This is a genomic window from Pelosinus sp. sgz500959, from assembly GCF_042610375.1.
Lineage (GTDB): Bacteria > Bacillota > Negativicutes > DSM-13327 > DSM-13327 > CTSoil-075.
The window spans coordinates 22,906-46,909 of the sequence record NZ_JBGJZL010000005.1 but is presented as its reverse complement, the minus strand read 5'-3'; the positions used below and the strand labels follow the sequence as shown (position 1 = coordinate 46,909).

Here is a 24,004-nt window from a genome sequence, read left to right as displayed (position 1 = left end):
CTTTTTACTTACATTTAAAGCCTAGTATAGACATTTGCAACTCTTCTGCTAACTTTGCTAGTTCCATGCTAGATGATGAAATTTCTTCCATAGAAGCTGACTGCTGCTCAGCAGCAGCCGAAACAGTTTGTATATGCAAAGAAGTAGATTTCGTTGCCTCATCAATATTCGTTATAGATACTACAATATCCTGACTATTACTTGCCATATATTGGATAGATTCTGATATTTCTTTTACTTGTGAAGACACCAAATTAATAGAATTTGTTATTTCCTTAAAAGCCTGCCCAGCACTGTTCACAACTTCAGTGCCTACTTTTACTTCCTGAGTACCCACTTGCATAGATTGCACTGCTCGATTAGTATCCTCTTGAGTTTCGTTAATCAAAATACCAATTTTCTTCGTAGCAGCTTCGGACTGCTCAGCTAATTTTCTTACTTCGTCGGCTACAACCGCAAAGCCTCGCCCCTGTTCTCCCGCACGTGCTGCTTCAATTGCCGCATTAAGTGCTAAAAGATTTGTCTGCCCAGCAATGGTCGAAATAGTTTCAATAATTTGTCCAATATCTTTTGAACGTTCGCCTAATTTTTCAACAATAGTTGCTGATTGCATGACGGTTTTCTCAATTTTTACGATCTGAGCTGTAGCTTTATTGATAGCCTCTAATCCTTGTGTGGCAGTATTAGCCGTTCTATCAGCAACATCAGCAACTCCACTAGTACTTGCCGCAACCTCTTCAACGTTAGCAGACATAGTTTCAACAACACTCTTGGAATTATTTACAAATTTCACTTGTGTCGCAGTTTCTCCAGAAATATCAACAGCAGCACTAGCAACTTGTGAAGCCGCCTGAGATGATTGCTGCGCAGTAGCTGTTAATTCTTCCGAAGAAGCGGCAACTTGCCCACTAGAATTATTGATACGCATAATAAGTGACCTTAAGTCATCACGCATTTTGGCAATAGCATCAGCTAATTGACCAATTTCGTCTTTGGACACAACTTGGCGTTTTTTGTCTCGCAGATCCCCATTTGCAATTTCATTTACAGCTACCACAATTTTGTTTAAAGGTACAGATATTGCTCTTGCCAACAACCACCCTAACAAACCCGCTAAAAAGAACGCCAAAATCGTTATTAAAATGATAGTATAAATGGAATTTTCTGCAGTTACTGCACCATTTTCATAAAGTATTTTTCCCATTTTAGAGTTGTGCTCAGATATTTCCGCCCGCAAACTGAGGGATTTTGCAAAAATTGGTTTACTATTCTCAAATAAAGTAAAAGCCTCCTTTTGCTGACCATTAACAGCAAGTTTAATAATATCACTACGTGCCTGACGATAAGCTGTTAATCCTCGTTGCAATTCATCAAATTTGTTTTTTGCAAACTCATCAAGTCCTATTCCTTGATATTCTTCTTGCAATTTGTTAATCAATTTTGTATTTTCATCAATTTCTTTGATAATCGACTGTTTCCTACTGTCATCAGTTGTTTGAATTAGTTCTAATAGTTTTGCCTCCGTATCTTTGCTTAAAAGCCGAATATTATCAACGATCTCAATGGGATGTAATCGTTCATTATACATATCCTGAGAAAGCTTTGTTAATTTCTTTGCCGAATAGAATCCCGCACTGCCAACGACTAAAATTAAAAGCAGTAATACTACAAGAACACACAAGATTTTAATTGTAACTTTTTGATTTTTTAGTAAATCCATCCGTTTCCCCATCCTTTTCCGCTTACCGACCAAATAAATTACTTAATACTTTCAAATACGACATAACATAATAAATCTCCTTCTATATTCCTTTTACTTCCACTTCCACAACCATTCGTTTTCTCTTTTATGTGAAATCCCATTGAAACTGAGAATAGCTCAATGGTACAATAAGGGCTAATGGGCATTTGTGGCAAATAACTTGAAAATGTCGTGACAAGACTGGGCGAGTTCTTTTTTCCACTATTACATCGATAGGAGCAATAAAAAATGAAGCGTACTTTATCGGTAGCGATACGAGTGGTTCTTTGCGGCGGATTGGCATTCTTTTGTTCATTTGTCGATAGGTTATGCTGGCCACCAGTAATCCCGATGGCCAGCAGCGAGCTTGGCCTTACTGCGACTCAGGCAGGCGGATTTATGAGTGCTTTTTTTGGCGGTTATCTGTTGACTCAACTACCGGGAGGAATTCTAGCCGATCGGCTGGGAACCCGAAAAGTGCTGGTTGTATCCCTTTTCCTAATGGGAATCTTTACATTAAGCACCGCCTGGGTATCGGGCTATTGGTCGGGAGTTTTCTTGCGATTTCTTGCTGGCATCGGGTCAGGAGCGGTACTAGCCGCTACAGTTAAAGGCGTTTATGATTATTTTGGGCCTACCCGTCGGGCGACGGCGATGGGTTTTTTTATGTCCTCATCCCCGCTTGGATTGCTTGTGGCCAATATCATGTCGCCGCTGATTGCGGCCAGCCATGGTTGGCGCACTTCTTTTCTGGTTGCTGGCTGTCTGACCCTGCTCGTTTGGGTGTTTTCCTGGTTGATACTACCCAGATCCGTAGAAACCACCAAGGCGACAAGGGATTATCAGAGGCCAAATAACAATGTGTGGCTATTGCTTGCTAACCGTGATCTTATTCTGACGGCTGTGGCCGGTTTTTTTGCGATGTGGGGAACGTGGGGGACATTAACTTGGGCCAATACTTACATGCATCAAAGTCTAGGGCTCTCCCTCAAGCAATCGGGACAGATTATGGCATTTTTCGGTCTTGGAGCTTTAATTGGCCAACCGCTGGCCGGCTGCCTATCCGACCGTTTTCCCCAACATCGCCGCCAAGTAGGCATGGCAATTTTGGCTTGTTTCGCCATATTGTTATGGTTGTTCGGCACTAATCAAGACAGTCAGCAACTCCTGATTCTGACACCTTTACTCGGCGCCGGAGCATTTATTTTTGGACCGGTTTTAAATACCTTTATCAGTGAATTGGTTGAATCCCATCAGGTGGGTACAGCCATTGGCCTGTGTAACGGCGTCTGGCAGCTCGGTTCGGTTATTTCACCGATAACGGCAGGATTATTTCTGGACAAGACTGGCAGTTATCAATGGGTATTCGGCGTATTGGCCGCCGGCCCGGTGCTAGCAGTACTTTTATTCGCTTTAGTAAGAACTAGCGAGAGAAGAGTGCTCTAAAAAAATGTTGCCAATCCAGAATTATTTTTTATTACATTAAGAAATTCTTTGATATTAGGGGATAACTCCTTATCTCTTTTGCGACTGCAAAGATATACAGGGCGTTTTATTTCAATGCCTTTAACTTTAACCCTGCCTACCTCTTTACGTTTCAAATGTTCTTGTACGGCGAGTGAAGGTGCTAGCATTGTACCGTATCCAGCTATAACAGAACGAATGGATTCATTTAAACCATGAAATTGCAATCCTATATAGGGAGCTGTAACTCCATGAACATGGCATAAAGAAAAAAGAATTTCTCTTGTAGAACTTCCTTCTTCTCTTAGTAAAAATGGCTCTTGGACTAAGTCAGCTAATAATACTTCTTTTCCATTGTATTTATGACCTGTTGGGACGATAAACCAGAAATCTATGTCCATTAAATGATGGAGATTTAAGTCTGGTTGTTTCCATTTTTCTTTTACAACAAAAGCGATATCCGCTTTATAGTGAAGTAATTTTTCAATTGCTTCATTTGAATTGCCACTATACAGATCTACGTTTATTAAAGGTGACTCTTTTTTAAACTTTGCTAGCCATAAAGGTAATAAAAAATTAGCAGGTAAATAAGTTGATGCGATTCGCAAATCTTCTAACTCTCCATTCCTTAATTGACCTAGTTTATTTTCAATATCTTTTTCCATATCAAATAAACGTTCAGCTTGTTTAAATAAAAATTGACCCGCGTTAGTCAATGTCATTCCTCTTCCTTTAGCCTCAATCAACTTCAATCCTGTTTCTTTTTCTAAATTTCGTATTTGAATGGTTACAGCGGGCTGACTAATAGAAAGAACTTTTGCGGCTTCAGTAACACTCTTTATAGACGCTACAGTAGTAAAAATACGAAGAGAATGAAGGTTCATTGGATATAACCCTTTCATAATTATTTTTTATAAATATATCAAAAACATATATTAGACTTATCAATTTCTATAATATACCCTTTATATAAAGAATAGTAAAGGGGATAACATGGTAATGAATACACCAGTCATTAAAGAAAAAATTAAACAGCAGAGTAAGCAAAAAAGCCCAAGAAATATATATATGATTTTCTTTCTTACATCTATATCATTAATAGGCATTGGAACAGGACTTTGGGGAATAAAAAATGGGAGTTATCATCTTTTTATTTTAATTTTCATTGGATTAGGAGCCTCTTTTTTAGGAACTTTAGCAGGAGGAGCTGGTTTGATTACTGTACCAGGTATGATGTTAACTGGTATTCCAATTCAAATGAGTATTGCTACGAACAAATTCTCCTCTGGTATAGCTGCAATTTCAAGTGTATTTTATCTCATCCGTTATAAGCAACTTACAGTAAAATCGATCATAAGTAATTTATTAATAGCATTTTTAGGAGGAATAGGCGGATCGTTAGTAACGTCTAATATTCATGAAAAAACAATGAATATTATTGCATTTTTTTTACTTTGTTTTGCATTACTAGTAACACTGAAAAATAAAGAATGGACAGCCAATATCCAACTTGATCAAAAGACTCTTACTAATAAAATGAAGTTATATATTCCTTTCTTTGTGGCTGCCTATGATGGAGGATTTGGCCCGGGTTCCTCCACATTTAGTATTCTTTATTATATGAAAAACTGCCATACTTATATGAAAGCCGTGCAAATGACAAGGGTTCTAATTCTAGGAAGTTGTACGGGGGCATTTATTGTATTTTATCAAAATGGATTTATTCATTGGTCTTATGCAATTTCTATGGCGATTGGGTCTATTATTGGCTCTCAGCTTGGTCTTCTACTTTTACCAAAAATCCCCCTCAAAATAGCAAAAACTCTTTTACTCTTAATTATATGTCTCTTAATTATACAGATGATTTCTAAATTGATTTAGATAGCCTCGACTTTGCAGTACTTAACTTATCACCAAGTATTGCTTCTTTTTTTGTGCGTCTTTGATATGGCTTTACTCCATCATTAGGAGTTTTATGGTTACAGAAAAAATAATCTCGCCCTTCTTTCTGTTGGCAACGTATTTCTTTATCTATTTTCTCAAATGGAATTCTGTATTAATAACATATGCTTCCATAAAATAAAAGCACCTCCACCGTAGATATAATATTCTATCTACGGTGGAGGTAAACTATACGATTGGTGAAGGCAATTCGAACCACTCTAAATCCGCCTTTTTCCTCTAGCATAATCTTAGATGTGCTGTCATTTCTCATCACTAAAATCATCTAATAAAAGTCAACCATAAATATCCTATGAAAGTAACAAGCAACGTAAGAGGAAAACCTATGCGAAAATAATCCCGCGCGGTGACATAGACATGATTTTGTTTGGCAATCTCTACTACAATCAAGTTAGCAATAGATCCAGCAATTGTGAGATTTCCGGCAAGAGTTGAAAATAAAGCTAAAGCCTTCCACCATACTTCTATCCCAGTATCTGGAATAAGAAAACGAATTAATAACACTGCGGGGACATTGCTTACCAGATTAGATAAGCCAACAGTTACTATAGCAAAAAGACCTAAGTCGTTGACTTTGGAAAAAGAGAATTGGTCAAAAATATAAGTTACTAATCCACTTTCTTCGACTCCAGCAACAATAATAAAAAGGCCAATAAAAATAACCAGCAGATTGAAATCCACACTGGCATACACTTTATTCGGTTCTACCCGTCGAGTCATTAAAGATACTGCCGCACCCAAGCTGGCTACTAATGCCAAATCATAACCAAATAAATACGTAATTAAGATAACTGCTAGTATCAATAAACTTTTGACAATCAAATACATATGGGTATTTACAGGAATTTGCTGCCCCTTTTCCCAACCGCCATGAAGCTCTTTACGATAATAGAATGCAATCACGATAAAAGTACAAAACAATCCTAAGATTGCTACAGGCGCTGCAGTCATAAAATAAGACAAAAATGACATCCCCGACAAACTCCCCACTAGTATGTTTTGTGGATTTCCTAGTAAAGTCGCAGCACTGCCTATATTGGAGGCCATAGCAACCCCCAAGAGATTTGGTACTGGATTGCAATCAATTTTCTGGCAAATAAGTAGTACAATAGGCGTAAACAGTAGGCAAACAATATCATTAATTGCAAAAGCAGAGAGAGCTCCGCTTACCAAAATAATAGCAAATAACAAACTTTTTTTACTAGATACCACCCGCAGCAAATTATTTCCCACAAACTCAAAAAATCCAGCTAATTTCAAATTTGCTACTAGAATCATCATTGAAAATAAAATGATGATTGTCTTATAATCTACTGCCGCAGTGGCTTTATCAGATGATAAAACCCCCGTTCCTATCATCGCCACCGCTCCAATAATAGCAGCTCCCGCACGATCTACTCTAAAAAAAGGGCTCTTCCCTAATGTAAAAACCACCAATACAACTCCTAGAATTAGCCCTGCCAATATCATATGTAAGGAATGTTCCATATCTACCTCTCTTTGTGTTATATAACTTTTATTTTTAAAATTTTGTCAAGCACCGCGGATCCTCGTGAGTAAATTTGTAACTCTCGCTGCAATGGGAGAAGATGAAACATGTTCTTTTACTTGCTTTTAAATTCGCTTGACTATCGCTTACCTTGTGATTCCATTTTTATCGCCCCTACAGGATTATTTTACACTAACTCTCCTATGTTTGGCAAAACGGATATCCATCAGTCGCTTCGAATAGTTTTGGGGTTCACTTTATTAAACAATCTTATCCAGCGAACATAAGCCTTATATGTAATTCATGTTCCTCAGACCAGAGTTTGGCTGAGAAAACATTCTTATAAAAAAAAGCCGCTAATTATTCCTCGAAAGGAGCTAATTAGCAGCTTTATAACTTTTCAAATTTTTTTAAGTTCAATCCTTAAGTTCAACCCGTTTAATTTCTCCAACAACAAACAAATAACAGAAGATAGCAATAAGGCAATGTACAGCAATATAAACTAGCGCACCATTGAATGATCCTGTCATTTTTATAATATAGCCAATTGCAATGGGGGTAATAATACTGGTGAGATTGCCAAAAATGTTTAGTACGGCGCCACTCACACCAACGATTGATTTTGGTGCAGTATCAGAATTAACAGTCCAGCCAAGTTGACCTAGACCTTTACCAAAAAAAGCTACAGACATAACAGCGATGACTATCCATTCAGTATCCACATAGTTACAGGCGATTATCGTCGTTCCCAGTAACATCCCTACTATAATCGGTACCTTCCTAGCAATCGTAAGGGAATAACCCTTTTTGAGTAAGAAGTCGGATAGCATTCCACCCAAAATTCCGCCCACAAAACCAAATATCGCGGGTACAGATGCAGCAAAGCCGGCTTTGAGAATCGTCATTCCACGAGCCTGTACTAGATAAACTGGAAACCAAGTAATAAAGAAATATATCGTAGCATTAATGCAGTATTGGGCAATATAGATGCCTAGCATCATACGATTTTTAAGCAGTTGTTTAACGTATTTCAAGTTAGGTCCGTCTTGCTTATCTCCATCCTTCTTCCCTTGATCCATATCGACCAAGCCGCCGCCTTCTCTAATATATTGAATCTCAGCTTCATTCGCCATCGGATGATCCTTAGGATTATGGATAAACTTATTCCATACCAATGTGAAGATCATTCCCAGCGCACCCATAACCACAAAGACATAGTGCCAACCATAAGTGAATACAAGCCATCCCATGATCGGTCCAAACACTACGGTAGCAGCCGCTTGACCTGAACTAAAAATAGCTGCTGCAGTGCCGCGCTCTGCGGCAGGGAACCAAGCCGCAACAATCCGGCTATTTGCTGGAAATGAAGGCGCTTCCGAACCACCAACCATGAATCGTAAAGCAAACAAAGTAGCAATTGCAGTAAATCCTGTTAAAAAACCAACGAAACCTTGAAATAATGTAAATAAAGACCAAAAGAAAATACTACCTGCATACACTTTCCTTGAACCAAATCGATCTAATAAATATCCTCCTGGTAACTGACAAAGAACATATGCCCAACCAAAAGCAGAAAAGATATAACCCATTGCTACAGAATCCATATGCAAATCTTTCGCAATTTCTGGGCCAGCCAATGCAATCGTAGCACGATCAGCGTAATTGATTATAGTAACAATGAATAAAATGGCTACGACTATCCACCGAACATTCGTCTTCTTTGCTGTGGAAGGAGTTATATTTTGTGTAACATGATGAGTCATATTCATAAATCCACCTAGTAGATTTGCTAACATACAAATCTACGCTACCCTTTCTTCATTATTTAAAAACGAATTTACAGGTTTTTTCAAAAAAACTCCTCTACGAATCAGGCTGACACCTAAAATTTAAGTACATGCATGCTTATTTTTAATAAAATTTCCTTTATGTTATTAGGTTGCTCACTAGCATTACAATTCGCACGATGAACGTCCCATGTTTCCTAATAAAGGAAGTTTGCAGGAACTTTTCCCGCAAACCCCTTCTCTATTGACGACTTTAACTATTTAATAAACTTAACTTGACTACAAATATCTTTAATAATTGGTACTTTCTTCTCGTTGAATATTGCCTTATTGGTTTCAAATAGATTATTTCCTTTAGTATCAATAGAAATGATCAGCGGACCAAATTCTTTTACCCTACATACCCAAAGCGCCTCAGGCATTCCAAGTTCCAACCATTCAACTCTCTCAATTTCCTCAACTTCGGTAGCAGCCAGCACCGCACAGCCACCAGGGAACACTGCGTGAACTGCTTTGTGAGTTTGGCACCCTTCCACTGTGTTCGGCCCCATGCCGCCTTTACCGACAATTAATTTTACCCCAGTCTCTGCAATAAATTCCTTTTCAAACTTTTCCATCCGCATGCTAGTAGTAGGGCCAATGGAAATCATTTTCCAACCATCACCGTCTTTGACAACAATCGGCCCTGCATGGAAAATTGCAAGTCCTGCTAAATCAACTGGCAGTTTTTGTCCTAGCTCGATAAGGCGTCGATGAGGCATATCACGGCAAGTAACTAAATATCCATTTAGGTATACAACGTCTCCCGCTGTCAACTCTTCCAGGTCTTCATTCTGAATTGGTGTTGTTAAAATTTTTTTCACAGTGTTACCCCCCTGTGTGAAGTAATTTCATAAGTCATATCTTCATTGATTTGAATATTGCCTTTTCTATGAGCCCAGCATCCTATCGATACAGCTACGCTGATGGTCGATGGATGGCGAGCAGCCGATTCAATATGAACCCCCATAACCGAATTTTTTCCAGATAATCCTTGTGGTCCAAGTCCTAAGTCATTGAGACCTTTCTCCAATAACCTCTCCATTTCTGCACCGCGTGAATTAGAATGGCGTACTCCTAATGGACGAAACAATGCCTTTTTCGAAAGCTCTGCTGCCACATCAATAGAACCGCCAATTCCTACGCCTACTAATAATGGTGGACATGCATTAATTCCATAGGAGGTCATTACGTCAAAAACAAACTCTACAACGCCCTCATAGCCTGCTGCAGGCATCAGTGTTTTCCCTTGTCCAGGCAAACTACAGCCACCACCAGCCATATATACTTCAATATTAATGCCCTTCTCTTTAGGAATAATATCCCAATTTATCCAAGGAATACGTTCTCCTGTATTGGTACCTGTATTTTTTTCTTCAAAAATTTGCACAGCATTATGACGTAGAGGCGCTTCTTTCGTGGCTTGTAGAGCCGCAGTGCGCAGAATATCTTGAACCTCAGCTAAGAGTGGAAATTCTGATCCTACCTTAACAAAGTACTGAACAACTCCCGTGTCCTGACAGCATGGACGATTCAATTTATTAGCTAATTCCTGATTTTCAGACATTGAGTCATATACGACTTTTGCTAGATAGCTCTCTTCCTGCCCACGTAGATCTTTTAGTTTCGCTGTAACATCGTCAGGCAGATGTTTACCCATATAGCCGGTAAATTTAGTCATAATATCTGTCATCGCCTGAATTTTTTGTTCTTTGTTCATGTAATAACCTCCTTAAATATCGTTTCTCACCACAGGCCCAGTAAACTCCACCACATTAACCCAATGCAACCAACACGAATACATTAGAAAACTAGATAAGTCATTCAGCCATTAAGTTAAATAAAAATTAATTTTTTCAATATATTCAGTCATTATTGCTTTTAAAAGTATTATATTATACAATGTTTGATAGGTCTAATATTAAAAGATCTATATATTCTATAGTTTTAAACCTATATAGTAATGGATAAAAGGAGTACAGTATGGAATATCGTCAAATGAGATATGTACTAAAAGTAGCGGAAGAACGGAGTTTCTCTCAAGCTGCTAAAAAGTTATATATTGCCCAACCCTCCTTAAGCCAATGTATTCAACGGCTAGAAAAGCAATTAGGTGTCTTATTGTTTGATAGAGCGGTTACTCCCTTGCGACTTACTTTTGCTGGTGAACGATATATTGATACTGCTAAACAAATTTTAGCTTTAAATGATCAACTCATTCAACAAATGGATGATATTGCTGATTTGAAAACAGGTCGTATTACCATAGGAACCTCCCCTTTTAGGAGTACTTATCTCTTGCCACGAGTGCTACCTATTTTTCAAAAGCAATTTCCAGGTATTGAAATTGTTTTAGCAGAGGGTACTACTGCAGAGCTAGAGGAATTTGCCTTGAATGGCACTACTGACTTTTCAATCGTACTTCTGCCACTAGCAGAAGATCTTTTTACATATGAACCGATTTTGACAGAAGAACTTTTAATTGCGTTATCACCACAACATCCTTTAAGCAAACAAAATAGGGGAAGTAATTCTAATCAGCCTCCCTGGCCAACAATAAAAGTTTCTCAACTTAAGGAAGTACCATTTATTCTGATGAAACATGGACAAAGGCTACATCATACTTTACTGGATCTTTGCGCACAAGCTGGATTTAAACCCAAAATCATTCTTGAAAGTCAAAGCATGGAAGCAGCGCAAGCTTTAGTTGTCGCTGGACTCGGGGCGACTCTACTCCCCGATACATTAGTTAGACTTAGGCATATGTCCGAACATCCTTGTTATTTTTCAATAGAAGAACCAATACATCCGAGAACAGTTGTCATAGCCTATCGAAAAGAAAAATATTTATCTAAAGCAGCCCGTCTATTTATATCTTTGATGAAGGAAATACATCAATAAAAATAGGCTAGGCCACTAGAAAGCAAAAATCTGGATGACCTTAAAAAGATCACCCAGACTTATATTGAAATTCTATTTTATACTTTTTTCTAATTTAACTGTGATGTATATTCAAATGCTGTTACCCCATAGATTCTTTTAAAATGCTTATTTAAATGAGATAAATCAACAAAACCACATTCTACTATAGCCGAGTAAATATCTTCGTTCTTTTCTAGTAATTGCTTTACACGATTGACCTTGCAATATATAAAATATTGATATGGTGTAATTCCAGTAGTAGCATTAAATGATCTAATAAACTGGAACTTTGACATGGCAATTTCTTTGCAAATTTCATCAAGACTCAGTACACTTTCTAATTTAGAATAAATCATTTCCTTTGCTTTTTTAATTAGTTTATTATCTTTTTTATACTCTGTACAAATATTCGTTGGATTAAAGTTATCTACGAGGGATAGCAACAACTCACTACACAAAGCTTCATCTTTTTCACTTAGAATTGCACTTGAAAGATTTAAAATACTTTTTCTAAGAGCTTGATTATAGACAATTGGGGATGCAAAACGAACTATATCTCTTTTTTTAATTATTTCTAAAAATAGTATTGGATCAATATATAACATAACATAATCAAGACCCGTACTATCATGCGCCCTACCGTCATGTATCTGTTCAGGATAAAAAAGCATAACTCCACTCTCATATGATGAATGAAAACAGCCATCTAAATTATACTGCTGAATACCGCGCAGAGTTACACCTAATGCGTATTCTTCATGACAATGCTTTTTATATGTGAAATCAGTAAAGCTAGCTGATAGCACAGTAACATTTGATGATTTTTTATATATAAACTTTTCCATATCCATCATCTCCTAATTATCTCAACGAGTCCCGAACCTATTATGGCAGAATAGATTAAAAAAATGGACATACTTACATTAACTGGTTTTTGATACTTTAACAGGATTTCCTTGAAAATTGCCCCAAAAAGTACCCAAGTAACAAATGCCAAAAAGCCAACAGCAGTAATGATCGTAACAAATATTGCCAACATATGAGATTCCGTGTAGTATGGCATAACAAAACTTGGGATTACCGTCATTGTAAACAATACCACCTTAGGATTTACAAACTGCATAATAAAACCTGACCTAAAGGTAGCAACTTCTCCTACAGTTGATTCTGCTGTATCCATATTATATATCTGATAAGCCAAATATAAAATATAAAGGCTCCCGATTATCTGCATTATCATCAAAATTTTAGGTATTACGACCACAAGTACGGTATTTAATATCGTTGAGATGGTAAGTAAAGCACCAAAGGCAATCGTAGCTCCATACGTGTATTCCATAGCTTGTTTTATTCCAAACCCCTGCACCGTAGACAATATAACAATATTTGTAGGTCCTGGTGTAAATGTTATAATGACGCAGTATAGTAAAAAAGATGTAATGTCCATGATATAAGCTCCTCCAATGTTATTATCATGAATGATACATCAAAAAAATAAGTAGGCATAGTATATTATTGCAAGGCTAAAAAGCAAAAATTTTGTGCGTAGATAGTTTTAAGGCTCAACATGCAGTATTCCCTGCTTGTTGAGCCTTTTGCCTTACAAAACTTCAGATTGCCCCCTAAACGAACCGTCACCTCTTCGACTCTGCTTTCTCGATCTCCATAAAAAGTTCACTTACCAAGTCTTTACCAATCTCATTTTTATACTTTCCAATTACCGGTTTAACTATTTCTTGTATTCTAACCATTTCCACAGGGCTAATCCGTCCTATGGACATTCCTTTCTTCTCCAATGCTAATAAATTCTCATTCTTCTTTTTTCGATTAACTTCAGTAGTATATAGGGCACCTTCTTTCGCGGCTTGCTGAATAATCAATTTATCTTCATCCGGTACTATATCCCACAATTTTTTCGAGTACATCAGTATAAAAGGTGAATATACATGATTGGTTAGCGTTAAAAACTTCTGTACTTCATAAAATTTATCATCATGGATGGTAGCGAGAGGGTTTTCTTGACCATCTACCTCTTTCACACGCATCGCATTATATAATTTCGCAAAGGGTAACGGTACTGGTTCTGCACCCAATGCTTTCCAAGTATCTATATGTAACGCATTCTGCATTGTTCTAATTTTCAAGCCTTTAAAGTCTTCCAATTTTTCAATCGCATGTCGTGAATTCGTCATATCCCGAAATCCGCTCTCAGCAAATGTCATTCCGTAAAATCCGTATTGCTCAAGCATATCCAGTAGTTTTCTGGCAAAAGGTCCGTGCATTATATCATCTGCAATATTCTCATTTTTAAATAAAAATGGAAAATCAAAGATCATAAATCGTTTATCAAAACTAGCTAGTGTCGGCAAAGCCGGAAATGTCATTTCAAGAGTTCCTTCACGCAGCTTTTCAATCATGTCAAGACCAGTTCCAAGTTGCGCGCTATGGAAAATTTTCAGATTGTAACGTCCTTGCGTACGTTCATATAACACTTCCCCAAATTTTTTCATCCCTGCATAACATACCGATTTATCTGTCATTTCAAACCCAACACGTAAGGTCTTGGTATTAGAAAAATTAAAACGAAAAACCGCTTGTTCCAGATTTCCAGCCAAACGAGATAATTTTTGCGTACCGCTAGCGATTTCCGCAACTGATAAGGTAATATGATCACTACTGGCTGCAGCATTTTGAGTTGCTGCGGCAGATTGTTCAGCGATTGCAGCAACTCCATGCACCGTAGACAGCAAGTCATCAGCCGCCTTTGTCTGACTATCGGCAAGCAATGCAACCTCTTGTAGCCTAATACTCGATTTATCAATATTTGATGTAATATCTTCAAAACTAACATTTGCCTCGGTAATTGTATTTACACCTATACTCATACTATCTTTACTTATTTCAAATGCCTCTACTACATGCCCAATATCTGAAAGCATACTTTCAACTATATCATTTATCTGAGCTGCCGCTTGGCGAGATTGATTGGCAAGATTACGAACCTCTTCAGCAACTACTGCAAACCCTCTACCATGTTCTCCCGCTCTTGCGGCCTCAATTGCTGCATTCAATGCAAGCAAATTAGTTTGCCCCGTAATATTATTTATGAGATTGATAATTTCCCTTACTCTTTGTGATTTTTCCTTAAGGTCTTCACCCAAGCGCACATTATCTTGAGCAGTGACTGCAATTTCGCTGATAACATTTCTGGACTGCCCTACTGCGGAGCGCCCCTGCTGTGCTACCTTCATAATCTGTTGCATGTTTTGTAGTAGTACTTTTAGCTCTTCCGACGTCTTCTTCGCTAATTCAGAAACGTGGTCCGTTTTAGTCGCAGCATCTTGTGCCATAGTACCAGTTTCCTGAGCACCCGAAGCAATTTCGGCTACTGCCATTGAAATCAATCTTATCTCTCGACTAGTTTCGTCAGAAACCGATGCAATTTCTACGCTCTTCGCCGATACTTCTGCAGCTTCATCAGTAACTAATCCCAAGAGCGTACGTAAGTTTTCAAGAGTAGAGTTCACCGATTTTGCGATCTTTCCCAATTCATTATTTTCCGCACATTCCACCGAAACCGTCAAATCGCCTTCCCCCATGCGAAAAATTTGTTTTGAAATGCCTTCTAGCGGTCGAATCATACGATTCAATAGTATTCGGTTAACCACACACGTTATAAGAATAATAGCTATTATGAATAAGTTATACATGTCAAACCCAGATAAAATTTCACGAATTAATAAAATAATTATTAATATTGGTGACACCAAAGAAAATATTTTTATATATTTTTCTTCCAAAATAACACCTCTTCAAAATTTTATATTCCCCGCTAAAGACTTTCATATTGGATTTAATGCACACAAATGGTATCAATTGAAACCAAGCACTCTTAGATGCTAACTAAATACCATAAACACTAGAATTTTTTTCTATTAGTTATTCTCCCCCCATCATCAACAGGAATTCTGACGAATCACCTATTATAAGTTCTGTCATCTTAAAAAGAAACTTATTTTCATCAATTTATTTATTTTCATATTTTTTCACAACAACAATAACCCTACTTCTATTGTATAAATTAATATTCCTACACTTTTAATTCAATTTATTTTCATTTTTAATTTATTTTTGCAATTCATTTTCATTATACAATATATCGAATATTAAATCAATTTTATTCTTTACTATATAAAACATCCCAGGAATGTAAAAAAAGAGCAATAGGAACTCCTCCGATTGCTCTCATTATCAAATTCACAGAAATAAATTCCCTGCCGACTTCATTGTGACAAATAAAGAAAGTCCAGTTTGCTCATTGTGATTTCTTCATTTCTTGAATTTATGTAAAATGTTGGGTAAAACAGCAATAATACCAAAAAGAATAACCTTGCTGAGGTACATACCTTAGCAAGGTTATTTTTTGTAATAACTAGAGTTTTGAGATAACACTTAATATGTTAAATCACTACAATGCCCATAATTACAGCTATGAATAAGGAGACTATACCTAAAAACCAAAGCCAAGGGGCAGCGACTTTAAAGAGTTCTTTAATCTCAATACCAGCTAGACCAATGGCCAAATAAGTAGTGGCTGCGTGTGGAGTTACAAGAACGCCATAGTTTTTCCCAATTAAAAGCGCTTTAGACAAATTGACAGGATCTATGCCGTATTCTTTACCGACACCGATAGCCAAAGGCAAAAGCCCAAAGAAGTAGGAGTCTGTACCAAGAAGCATGCCAATAGGTACGGCAAACACTCCCAAAATCATATGAATATAAGGCCCTAAAGCAGCAGGAATGATAGAAATCATAACTTTAGCCATGGCATCAATCATTTTAGTTCCTGACAGTACGCCCAAAAAGATACCCGATGATAGCAAAATGGCTGCCATAGAAATAGAATCTCCAGCATGAGCCTTAATTCTAGCACCTTGCTCTTTGACATTTGGATAATTGATAACAAGGGCAAAAGCCAATCCGATCATAAAGCAGAAATATGCTTGCCACTTAGTTAAAACTAATAACGCAATCGTGCCTATAGCAATGAGGGCATTGACCCAAATAAGTTTTGGACGTTTAAGGGCTTCTTTCTTAGCATCGAATTTAGCTTCTTCCTCAGTAATATCAGTGTTGATATTTTGCCCAGCTCCGCGTCTTTTTTCGAGAATACCTAAAATGGCGGCAAAAATGGTATTTACAATTATACCTGCCACTTGAAGAGGGATTAAAGTATGCCATAAAACATTAGGATCTGAGTGAGTTACAGCGGCAACCCTAGCAGTTGGTCCGCCCCATGGTACTAAGTTCATAATACTCATGGCCATACCGCAAATCAAAAGTAATATGACTGGCCGTATATTTAGTTTCTTATAAACATTTATCATGGCTGGTACAGTGATTAGAAGGGTTACTGCCAGCGATCCATCAAGGTGGGCAATTGTAGCTATAAAGGACGTGGCTACAGTTACAGCAACAACGTTATTGCCTGCTTTTTTGACTAAAAAATTAACAAATGGGTCAAACAAACCTGCATCCATCAAAACACCGAAAAAGGTAATTGAAAATATAAATAAAATGGCAACACTCGAGGTAGTCATTATACCTTTTTGGGCATACTCAGCAATATTGTTAATTCCAAAACCGGCTATCAAGGCAGCTACCAACGGAGTGGCAACAAAAATAGGGGTTGGAGTCACTTTTGACTGTAACAACATATAAACGATTACACCAATCATTCCAAAGCCTATCGCTGCTAAAACATTAGGGTCTATCATATTTGTTCCTCCTTTAATATATAGTTTGCCGAAAGTTGATGGCAGAAAAGACGTAGGGTACCTCCTTTTCTTTAATATCAATTAGTTTATTAAGATTAGAATAATTGAATATTACTAAATATACAATTGTTTTGTTCATTTAGTTTATTTTGTTTATTTTGTTTGTTTTGATTATTCAATTTATTCGTTCATGCTTTTAGGCGATAATGGTTAGTTGGCCTACCTACTAGGAGATTTTCAAGTAGTCTTTCTATTTAAATATTTCTCTATAAAATTCAGGTTTACGCTCTCCATTCTCAAAAGCCTTAAATACATTATGTGAAAAATAAGTTGCTCAGGGGACAAGTTTACTGTCCCCTATGTTTTCACATTTATCAAAATTATCCATATCCCGTTTTTTAAACATACTATCATTTTTTTATTTAAGGAATGATAGTTCATCCATAGTTTTTTGGCTTCAGTAGTTGGTCCACCAGCTGGTGATGATGTCATTATTTGCTGATTTATATAACTCTCCTCTATACTCATCCCCCATGGCCAATTTCATCTAAAGCTATCTAACAAGACAGGTTCTTTCAAACTCGGATAGCTTATAACTTTATAGATTTTTCACTTTAATGTATCGTGCTGGCGTTATTTAAACACCTTCTACTAAACGATTTTCGTCCTCGGCCTCTTCTGCTTTCGATTTAACAATCTTATAAATCACACCAAGCATTATAAACCACACTGGGGTTATAAACAGTGCTACACGAGTTTCCTCATTAAGTGCCAAGGTAACTAGAACAAAAGCAAAAAATGCTAAAATTACATAGTTAATGATCGGATATAGCGGCATTTTGAATTTGCTTTTAGCAGCAAGTGCAGGATTGGTTTTCCGATATTTCAGATGACAAATCGTGATAATTGCCCAAATAAAAATAAAACAAAATGTTGATATACTGGTAATTAATACAAAGATTCCTTCTGGCATAATATATTGCAGGATAACCGCAATCAAGACGACAAATGTAGAGACGATTGTTGCATTCGCAGGTACTTGGTTAGAAGTCAATTTTTTCATTGATTCAGGTGCATTATTTTCTTTTGCCAGAGAGTAAACCATGCGACTTGTACTAAAAATACCACTGTTACAAGCAGATGCAGCCGATGTTAGGACAACAAAGTTTACAATTGTTGCTGCAGCTGCGATTCCCACTGCAGAAAAAACTTGAACAAAAGGGCTTCGTTCTGGACTAATGGAAGTCCAAGGGTATATGCTCATAATGACAAGAAGCGCTCCAATATAGAACAGAATCACTCGGATTGGAATATTATTGATGGCTTTAGGTATAACATTTTCTGGATCTTCTGTTTCACCAGCGGTTAAGCCAACTAATTCGATTCCCGTAAAAGCAAATACAACCATTTGAAAAGAAAGGATAAAACCGCTTAAACCATTAGGCATCCAACCACCATAACTCCAAAGGTTACTAAAGCTAGATACACCAGCATCGGTAGAAAAACCTTTAATAATCATAAATGTACCAATTACAATCAACGCCATAATGGCAACTACTTTGATTAAAGCAAACCAAAATTCCATTTCACCAAATAACTTCACAGCAGTAAGATTCATAATCAGCAAAATCATAAGAATGATAAGACTGGGAACCCATTGTGCAATACTCGGAAACCAGTACTGTATATAAAGACCAGCAGCCGTTACATCAGCCATAGCCAGTGAAATCCAGCAAAACCAGTAGGTCCATCCCGTAATAAATGCCGCTCGATCTCCCATATACTCACGTACAAAATCGACAAAAGAATTATACTTTAAATTAGAAAGCAATAATTCTCCAAGGGCACGCATTACAAAAAAGCAAATTAGACCTGTAATCATATAGGCAAATAAAATAGACGGACCTGCCAAATGAATGGATCTACCTGACCCTAGAAATAATCCTGTACCAATTGCACCACCAATTGCCAATAATTGAACATGACGATTTTTCAATCCTCTTGATAAATTTTGATTTTCTACCATATGTACTCCACCTTTTTAACTATTACTTTTTTTAATTGTTAGTACTGTAAATCCAATTTTAGAGACTTACGATTTGTTCATTTCTCCCAACGTATTTAACACCGACCTCAAAAAACACAGAAAGAGACCAGATTATAAAATCTGACCTCAACAAATACACTAATAAACCAAATGATTACATTTAGCTAAAAAAATACATAAAGAGACCAAATCATAAAATTTGGCCTCAAAATAAAACAGCTAATTTGCTCTGTCCTTTTACCTGAGAGATTCACTGATTTAAAATACATCAGCTTGCTCCTTCGGTGCTCTATTGAGGCTCTCCAGAGTTTCGTCCAATAACGGTCCTTTTACCTGAAAGCATTACATCTTCGGTGGATTAAAAATCTCTCTCCCGTCATCTTCATACGAAGTTCAGTATTAAATTTTCAGTACAGTTATACACTTTATCACCTATTTATACAAACGTCAACTTAAAATGTACATTTATGACACTAAGGGACGCTCCTTTTTTGACAACTTTATTGTGACAAAAAAAAGAACGTCCCTTAGTGTCCCGCAAAAAAAGAACGTCCCTTAGTGTCCCGCTGGCCACTTAAACGAGTCAGAGAACTGTCACTTGACTCATTACATTACCTGCCGGACTTTGAATAACCAGTCCATGTTCGCGTAACTGTTCCGCTCTCTTTTTCCGTACTAAAAAAGTTATATCAATAACTACTGGCCTCCTTCCGTCTTTCAAATCTGGCTCTTCTCCAAGCGACAGTTTATATGATCTAATATAACTATCACGTGCACGGGATAATAAATGTTGGAGGTTCTAAGTTATGACTAATAATGGATTACCCTTGAAAGTAGGCATATTTTTATTTGATGGTGCTGAGACAACGGATTTTATTGGACCCTATGATGTATTTTCCGCTGTAGATTTCATCTCATCCCAAGAGCAGACAACTCTATATCAGACATCGCGTACTCTGTATGAGATTTTCACTGTCAGCGAAACTAAAAAGGATCTGCACGTTATGGTAGGCGGATTAGTTGTTAAGGCAGAATATGATTTTAACGATTGCCCCGAAATTGATATCTTAGTTGTACCTGGTGGACTAATAACGGAGGAACTTTTAGCCAATACCAAGGTAATTAACTGGTTGCAAGATCAGAGTAAAAATACGATTATCACCTTATCCGTATGTAGCGGAGCCTTATTACTTGCCAAAGCAGGGCTCCTTAGCAAGTTGCCCGTAACAACACATCATCTATGCTTTGGTGACTTATTGGCTATAGATCCTACAATCATCTTGAAGAAAGATGAGAGATTTGTTGATAACGGCCAGATTATCACGGCAGCTGGAGTTACAGCTGGATACGACGCAGCAATGTATATCGTCGCTAAGACAGTCGGAGGTGATGCTTTCTTTAAAGCAGGCGAAATACTAGAATACGGAGATGCTTGGAAGAGCGTACAAAGACGCCTAGCTGGGCTACCTGTCCATCGCACAATTACCGATAAATGTATCAAATGCGGTAAATGCGCGAAAATTTGTCCACACGGTGCCGTTGTTCAGGGCGAAACTCAGTTTAGGATTGAACCAGAGTACTGTGTTGGTATAGGTCCATGCAACAAGGTATGTCCGGTAGCAGCTATTGAATCATCATTTTAGCTGGCAATTCAGTAAAATGATAATTGTTACTTATCCAGAACTTATATAAATATGCTATAACGCCAGGGAAAACAGTAAAAAGCTCTTCTCCCTGGCGTTACTATATAATGTAGAAACCACTATGAAGGTTCGTATTTATTTTGTAATGATATGCCAACTCTCTGATAAATAAAAAATTTACCTTATCTGCATAACCAAGCTTGAACTCTAAATCAACTCACTTAACCAAATCTGACGCAATAATCGGACAGCCGGATTGATATCCTCGTTCTTAATGGCTCCGAAACCCAAAAGAACAAGGGCTGTTTTACCGGGCGAGGATTCCACCCATATATTTTCACTACGAATATATACACCGGCTTGAACCGCCTTCTCTACCAAGTTTTCTGAGGACATTGACTGATTAAAATGCAATAGAATATGAAGACCGGCATTTCCCCCGGATACTGTCACAGCATCGCCGAAATGCTCTTGTAATGCTCGCAACAAAATATCTCTTTTTTTCTTAAACTGACGAAGCATTTTCCGCAAGTGACTTTCAAAAAGATTTTCCTTTAAAAACAGTTCTAGTGGTTTTTGAATAAGCAAAGGCACTGAACAAGCATAATTTTCATTTTTTTGTTGCAAGCGCAGCGCTAAACTTTTGGGTAATACCACATAAGCAATCCGCAAGGAAGGAGAGAGAATCTTGGAGAAGCTACCGATATAGATTACTTTATCTGGTGCCAATCCTTGTAAAGCCGGTGCTGGTTTTACATCATAACGTAGGTGGCAGTTATAGTCATCTTCAATAATCAAAGAATCCCGTTCATAGGCCCAATCAATAAGCTGCAGTCGCCGAGTTATGGACATAATTTGCCCTGTAGGGAATTGATGTGAAGGTGTTACATATACGGCCTGGGCATTGGTGGTTCGTAATGCTTTAACGTTAAGGCCATGGTGATTAACCGGCACGAGTGGCACCTGAAAGCCATAATTGGTAAAAGCTAAGTGGGCAGCAGCGAAACCAGGATCTTCCATGGCAATGAAGTCTGCTACCTTGCGGAGAAGCTGACAGACAACCGTAAGTCCATGGATCGTTCCAGAAGTAATCAATATTTGGTCGGCTGTACATCGGACATCCCGATATTCATATAAATACTTTACCAGTTCCTGACGTAGTCCAGGTTCTCCCATAAAGTCACTGTAGTTCAAAAATTGTTCGTTGTTTTGTTGCAAACAGAGGTTAGTTAATCGTTGCCATTGGGCAAAGGGAAAGGTCTGCTGGCTCAGATTGCCATACCGGAAATCATATAACATTCTGTCCGGCTGCAATTGATCAACAGGCGTGTCCGAAACAACTTCTGTATACGCAGAAAATTTAGTGTTATGAATTGTTTCTACGTAATAACCGCTACGGCTTTTGCCAACAATATAACCCTCAGATAAGAGTTGCTGATAGGCGGTGTCCACAGTATTCCTACTAATATGAAGTTCCGTCGCGAGGCGGCGGTTGGAAGGTAGTTTGGACTGCGCGCTGAGTTCACCACTTAGGATTTTGGCGCGAATTTGCTGGTAAAGCTGCTGATAGAGTGGTTTTTTACTGTCTGCAACTAATAAGTACATGTTACTCCTCCTTTAAAAACTACCGCCTATAAGTAGTTGACGATTATTGCTCACCGCGATTTCCCAAATTAGCTAAATCATCTTCATTTTTATTCCATACATACATAAAAACACCTGCCAAATTAACAGAAACTTGACTGGAGTTCTACTCTTTTCATCATTACAAATGATCCGGTTCTCCCCAACTAATCATAAACGCTAAAAAAGCCATTTGTCCATTACTAGACAAATAGCTTTTTACTGTTTCTGTAAAAAAATTCGGATTTGATTGGTGGAGGAAAGCCGTGACCTTGCAAATCCACCCTTTTTCATTTAGTTTTTTAGCTGCATAACTTGTTCTAATGATAACGCCGTAATATCTGCAATATCTTCGAGCGAAGAACCTTTACTTAACATACGCAATGCAATTTCTCGTTTACCTTGCTGAATCCCTTCTTCTTTAGCATAATGTAATGCAGATATCTGATCACGTAATGCCTTTTCACGCATCTCATACAGATAACGTTCCTTGTCACGCTTTAGGAAAATTTCTTCCGCTGTTAATGCTTTTTGAATAGCAGGCTCACTCATGACAATCTCCTCCATTTCTTGCTGATCGGCACTACCACCTAAGTAAGTTAACCATTTTTCAAGTCGTGTTTGCGGCTTGATGTGTAGCGATTTCCATTTCGGTAATTCCAAAAAATGAACCTCAATGTCACGATTTAAACGATACCCTGTCTTTATATCATATAACGCAAAAGTACTATGATGATTTTGGCTATCTGGTAAAAATGAAAATGCCAGTACATTAATAGTTACCGTACGGCAAAGTTCTTTATAGGTCTGACCGCTTTGCAGTTGACCTTGGTATAGTTTAGCCCAGTAATACAAGGTACGTTTGTCAATATCACGCTCATTAACGACTTGCACTTCAATATTTAGCAAGCTTCCATCATTTGCTTTACCCAAGATATCAAGACGAGATAATTTATCTTGCAAGTGCGTTGGGTCAAGTTCTCGCTCTGCCAATGTAATATCAACCAGTTCTTCACCATCGCTACTAGCCAATACAGAATTTAAAAAGCTTAGCAAAATATCTTTGTTTTCTTCCCTACCAAAAATCCATTTAAATAAATAATCATTCAAGCGATTCAGATCATAATTCATCTTTTCACGCCCTATAATTGAGTCCTTTTACTTTTATTATACAGGAAAATCCCATATCTATACTAGTAATATTTCCATTAAACAACGCTTAACACGATTAGAACATTCATCGACTAAAAATACAAAGAGACAGGTAGGCTTTATTTGAAACACCATCCCTGTCCCCCTGTTTCTCTCCCCCTGTTTCTAGAGGCAATCCACTAGAACATAATCTACTTAATTGCCTCTATTTTGTTCAAATCAGTATTTTTGAGATATTAAGACTGAAATATCAAGGGTTTTCGCACAGTCTGCCGTCCAATGTCATAAAGCTATAATGTAATTAAAAGGAAATAAGAAAATTTAAAATCCAAGAAAAAGTTTAGAATAAACAGCGAAA

At 37.5% G+C, this 24,004-nt stretch carries 18 protein-coding genes and 1 riboswitch; of the genes, 4 read left to right on the top strand and 14 right to left on the bottom strand.

Annotated elements, in window-relative coordinates:
- Positions 1-4 precede the first annotated feature (4 nt).
- On the bottom strand, positions 5-1,720 hold the full coding sequence (locus ACAN52_RS09245) for a methyl-accepting chemotaxis protein (protein ID WP_378954409.1): 1,716 nt from the start codon (positions 1,718-1,720) through the stop codon (positions 5-7).
- Positions 1,721-1,990: 270 nt separating this feature from the next.
- Here ACAN52_RS09245 and ACAN52_RS09240 point away from each other — a divergent pair, with 270 nt between their 5' ends.
- Positions 1,991-3,187 (top strand): MFS transporter, encoded by a 1,197-nt coding sequence (locus ACAN52_RS09240; RefSeq protein WP_378954408.1) that lies wholly within the window; start codon positions 1,991-1,993, stop codon positions 3,185-3,187.
- Here the strand turns inward: ACAN52_RS09240 and ACAN52_RS09235 are convergent.
- Positions 3,184-4,089, bottom strand: coding sequence for a LysR family transcriptional regulator (locus tag ACAN52_RS09235; RefSeq protein WP_378954407.1), 906 nt, complete (start codon positions 4,087-4,089; stop codon positions 3,184-3,186). The two genes, ACAN52_RS09240 and ACAN52_RS09235, sit on opposite strands and share 4 nt — an antisense overlap.
- Before the next feature lie 115 nt (positions 4,090-4,204).
- Here ACAN52_RS09235 and ACAN52_RS09230 point away from each other — a divergent pair, with 115 nt between their 5' ends.
- Positions 4,205-5,086 (top strand): sulfite exporter TauE/SafE family protein, encoded by an 882-nt coding sequence (locus ACAN52_RS09230; protein WP_378954406.1) that lies wholly within the window; start codon positions 4,205-4,207, stop codon positions 5,084-5,086.
- Positions 5,087-5,428: 342 nt separating this feature from the next.
- On the opposite strand, the gene ACAN52_RS09225 is transcribed toward ACAN52_RS09230, so the two are convergent.
- The 4 genes from ACAN52_RS09225 to ttdA all read right to left on the bottom strand — a co-directional run bounded on the left by ACAN52_RS09225 (position 5,429) and on the right by ttdA (position 10,202).
- Positions 5,429-6,655 (bottom strand): SLC13 family permease, encoded by a 1,227-nt coding sequence (locus ACAN52_RS09225; protein ID WP_378954405.1) that lies wholly within the window; start codon positions 6,653-6,655, stop codon positions 5,429-5,431.
- A gap of 417 nt (positions 6,656-7,072) precedes the next feature.
- Positions 7,073-8,425, bottom strand: a complete 1,353-nt coding sequence (locus tag ACAN52_RS09220; protein WP_378954404.1) for an MFS transporter — start codon at positions 8,423-8,425, stop codon at positions 7,073-7,075.
- Between the two features lie 275 nt (positions 8,426-8,700).
- Complete coding sequence (ttdB, locus tag ACAN52_RS09215; protein ID WP_378954403.1) at positions 8,701-9,306, bottom strand: L(+)-tartrate dehydratase subunit beta; 606 nt, start codon at positions 9,304-9,306, stop codon at positions 8,701-8,703.
- The gene (ttdA, locus tag ACAN52_RS09210) at positions 9,303-10,202 is read right to left on the bottom strand and encodes a L(+)-tartrate dehydratase subunit alpha (protein ID WP_378954402.1); all 900 of its coding nucleotides are present in this window, start codon (positions 10,200-10,202) and stop codon (positions 9,303-9,305) included. The genes ttdB and ttdA overlap by 4 nt, the downstream gene beginning before the upstream one ends.
- 263 nt (positions 10,203-10,465) lie before the next feature.
- On the opposite strand from ttdA, the gene ACAN52_RS09205 reads away from it, so the two are divergent.
- A complete protein-coding gene (locus ACAN52_RS09205) occupies positions 10,466-11,383 on the top strand; it encodes a LysR family transcriptional regulator (RefSeq protein WP_378954401.1) in 918 nt (305 codons plus the stop codon).
- A gap of 89 nt (positions 11,384-11,472) precedes the next feature.
- On the opposite strand, the gene ACAN52_RS09200 is transcribed toward ACAN52_RS09205, so the two are convergent.
- From ACAN52_RS09200 to ACAN52_RS09175, 6 genes are all read right to left on the bottom strand, one after another.
- Positions 11,473-12,249, bottom strand: a complete 777-nt coding sequence (locus ACAN52_RS09200) for a helix-turn-helix domain-containing protein (protein ID WP_378954400.1) — start codon at positions 12,247-12,249, stop codon at positions 11,473-11,475.
- 5 nt (positions 12,250-12,254) lie between these two features.
- Positions 12,255-12,851 (bottom strand): LysE family translocator, encoded by a 597-nt coding sequence (locus ACAN52_RS09195; protein ID WP_378954399.1) that lies wholly within the window; start codon positions 12,849-12,851, stop codon positions 12,255-12,257.
- A gap of 187 nt (positions 12,852-13,038) precedes the next feature.
- Positions 13,039-15,204, bottom strand: coding sequence for a DctP family TRAP transporter solute-binding subunit (locus ACAN52_RS09190; protein ID WP_378954398.1), 2,166 nt, complete (start codon positions 15,202-15,204; stop codon positions 13,039-13,041).
- 660 nt (positions 15,205-15,864) lie between these two features.
- A complete protein-coding gene (locus tag ACAN52_RS09185; RefSeq protein WP_378954397.1) occupies positions 15,865-17,181 on the bottom strand; it encodes a CitMHS family transporter in 1,317 nt (438 codons plus the stop codon).
- Positions 17,182-17,818: 637 nt separating this feature from the next.
- A complete protein-coding gene (locus ACAN52_RS09180; RefSeq protein ID WP_378954396.1) occupies positions 17,819-19,207 on the bottom strand; it encodes an amino acid permease in 1,389 nt (462 codons plus the stop codon).
- Between the two features lie 240 nt (positions 19,208-19,447).
- Positions 19,448-19,544: riboswitch (glycine riboswitch) on the bottom strand.
- A 267-nt stretch (positions 19,545-19,811) separates the two neighbouring features.
- Positions 19,812-19,949: a hypothetical protein gene (locus tag ACAN52_RS09175; RefSeq protein ID WP_378954395.1), complete on the bottom strand. Its 138-nt coding sequence runs from the start codon at positions 19,947-19,949 to the stop codon at positions 19,812-19,814.
- 85 nt (positions 19,950-20,034) lie between these two features.
- Between ACAN52_RS09175 and ACAN52_RS09170 the strand changes: the two genes are divergently transcribed.
- Positions 20,035-20,871, top strand: coding sequence for a DJ-1/PfpI family protein (locus tag ACAN52_RS09170; RefSeq protein ID WP_378954394.1), 837 nt, complete (start codon positions 20,035-20,037; stop codon positions 20,869-20,871).
- Positions 20,872-21,078: 207 nt separating this feature from the next.
- On the opposite strand, the gene ACAN52_RS09165 is transcribed toward ACAN52_RS09170, so the two are convergent.
- Together ACAN52_RS09165 and ACAN52_RS09160 are read right to left on the bottom strand one after the other, a co-directional pair.
- Positions 21,079-22,476 carry a PLP-dependent aminotransferase family protein gene (locus tag ACAN52_RS09165; RefSeq protein ID WP_378954393.1) on the bottom strand — a complete coding sequence of 466 codons (1,398 nt, stop codon included), beginning with the start codon at positions 22,474-22,476 and terminating at the stop codon, positions 21,079-21,081.
- A 312-nt stretch (positions 22,477-22,788) separates the two neighbouring features.
- On the bottom strand, positions 22,789-23,625 hold the full coding sequence (locus tag ACAN52_RS09160) for an Rpn family recombination-promoting nuclease/putative transposase (protein ID WP_378954391.1): 837 nt from the start codon (positions 23,623-23,625) through the stop codon (positions 22,789-22,791).
- Positions 23,626-24,004: the final 379 nt, after the last annotated feature.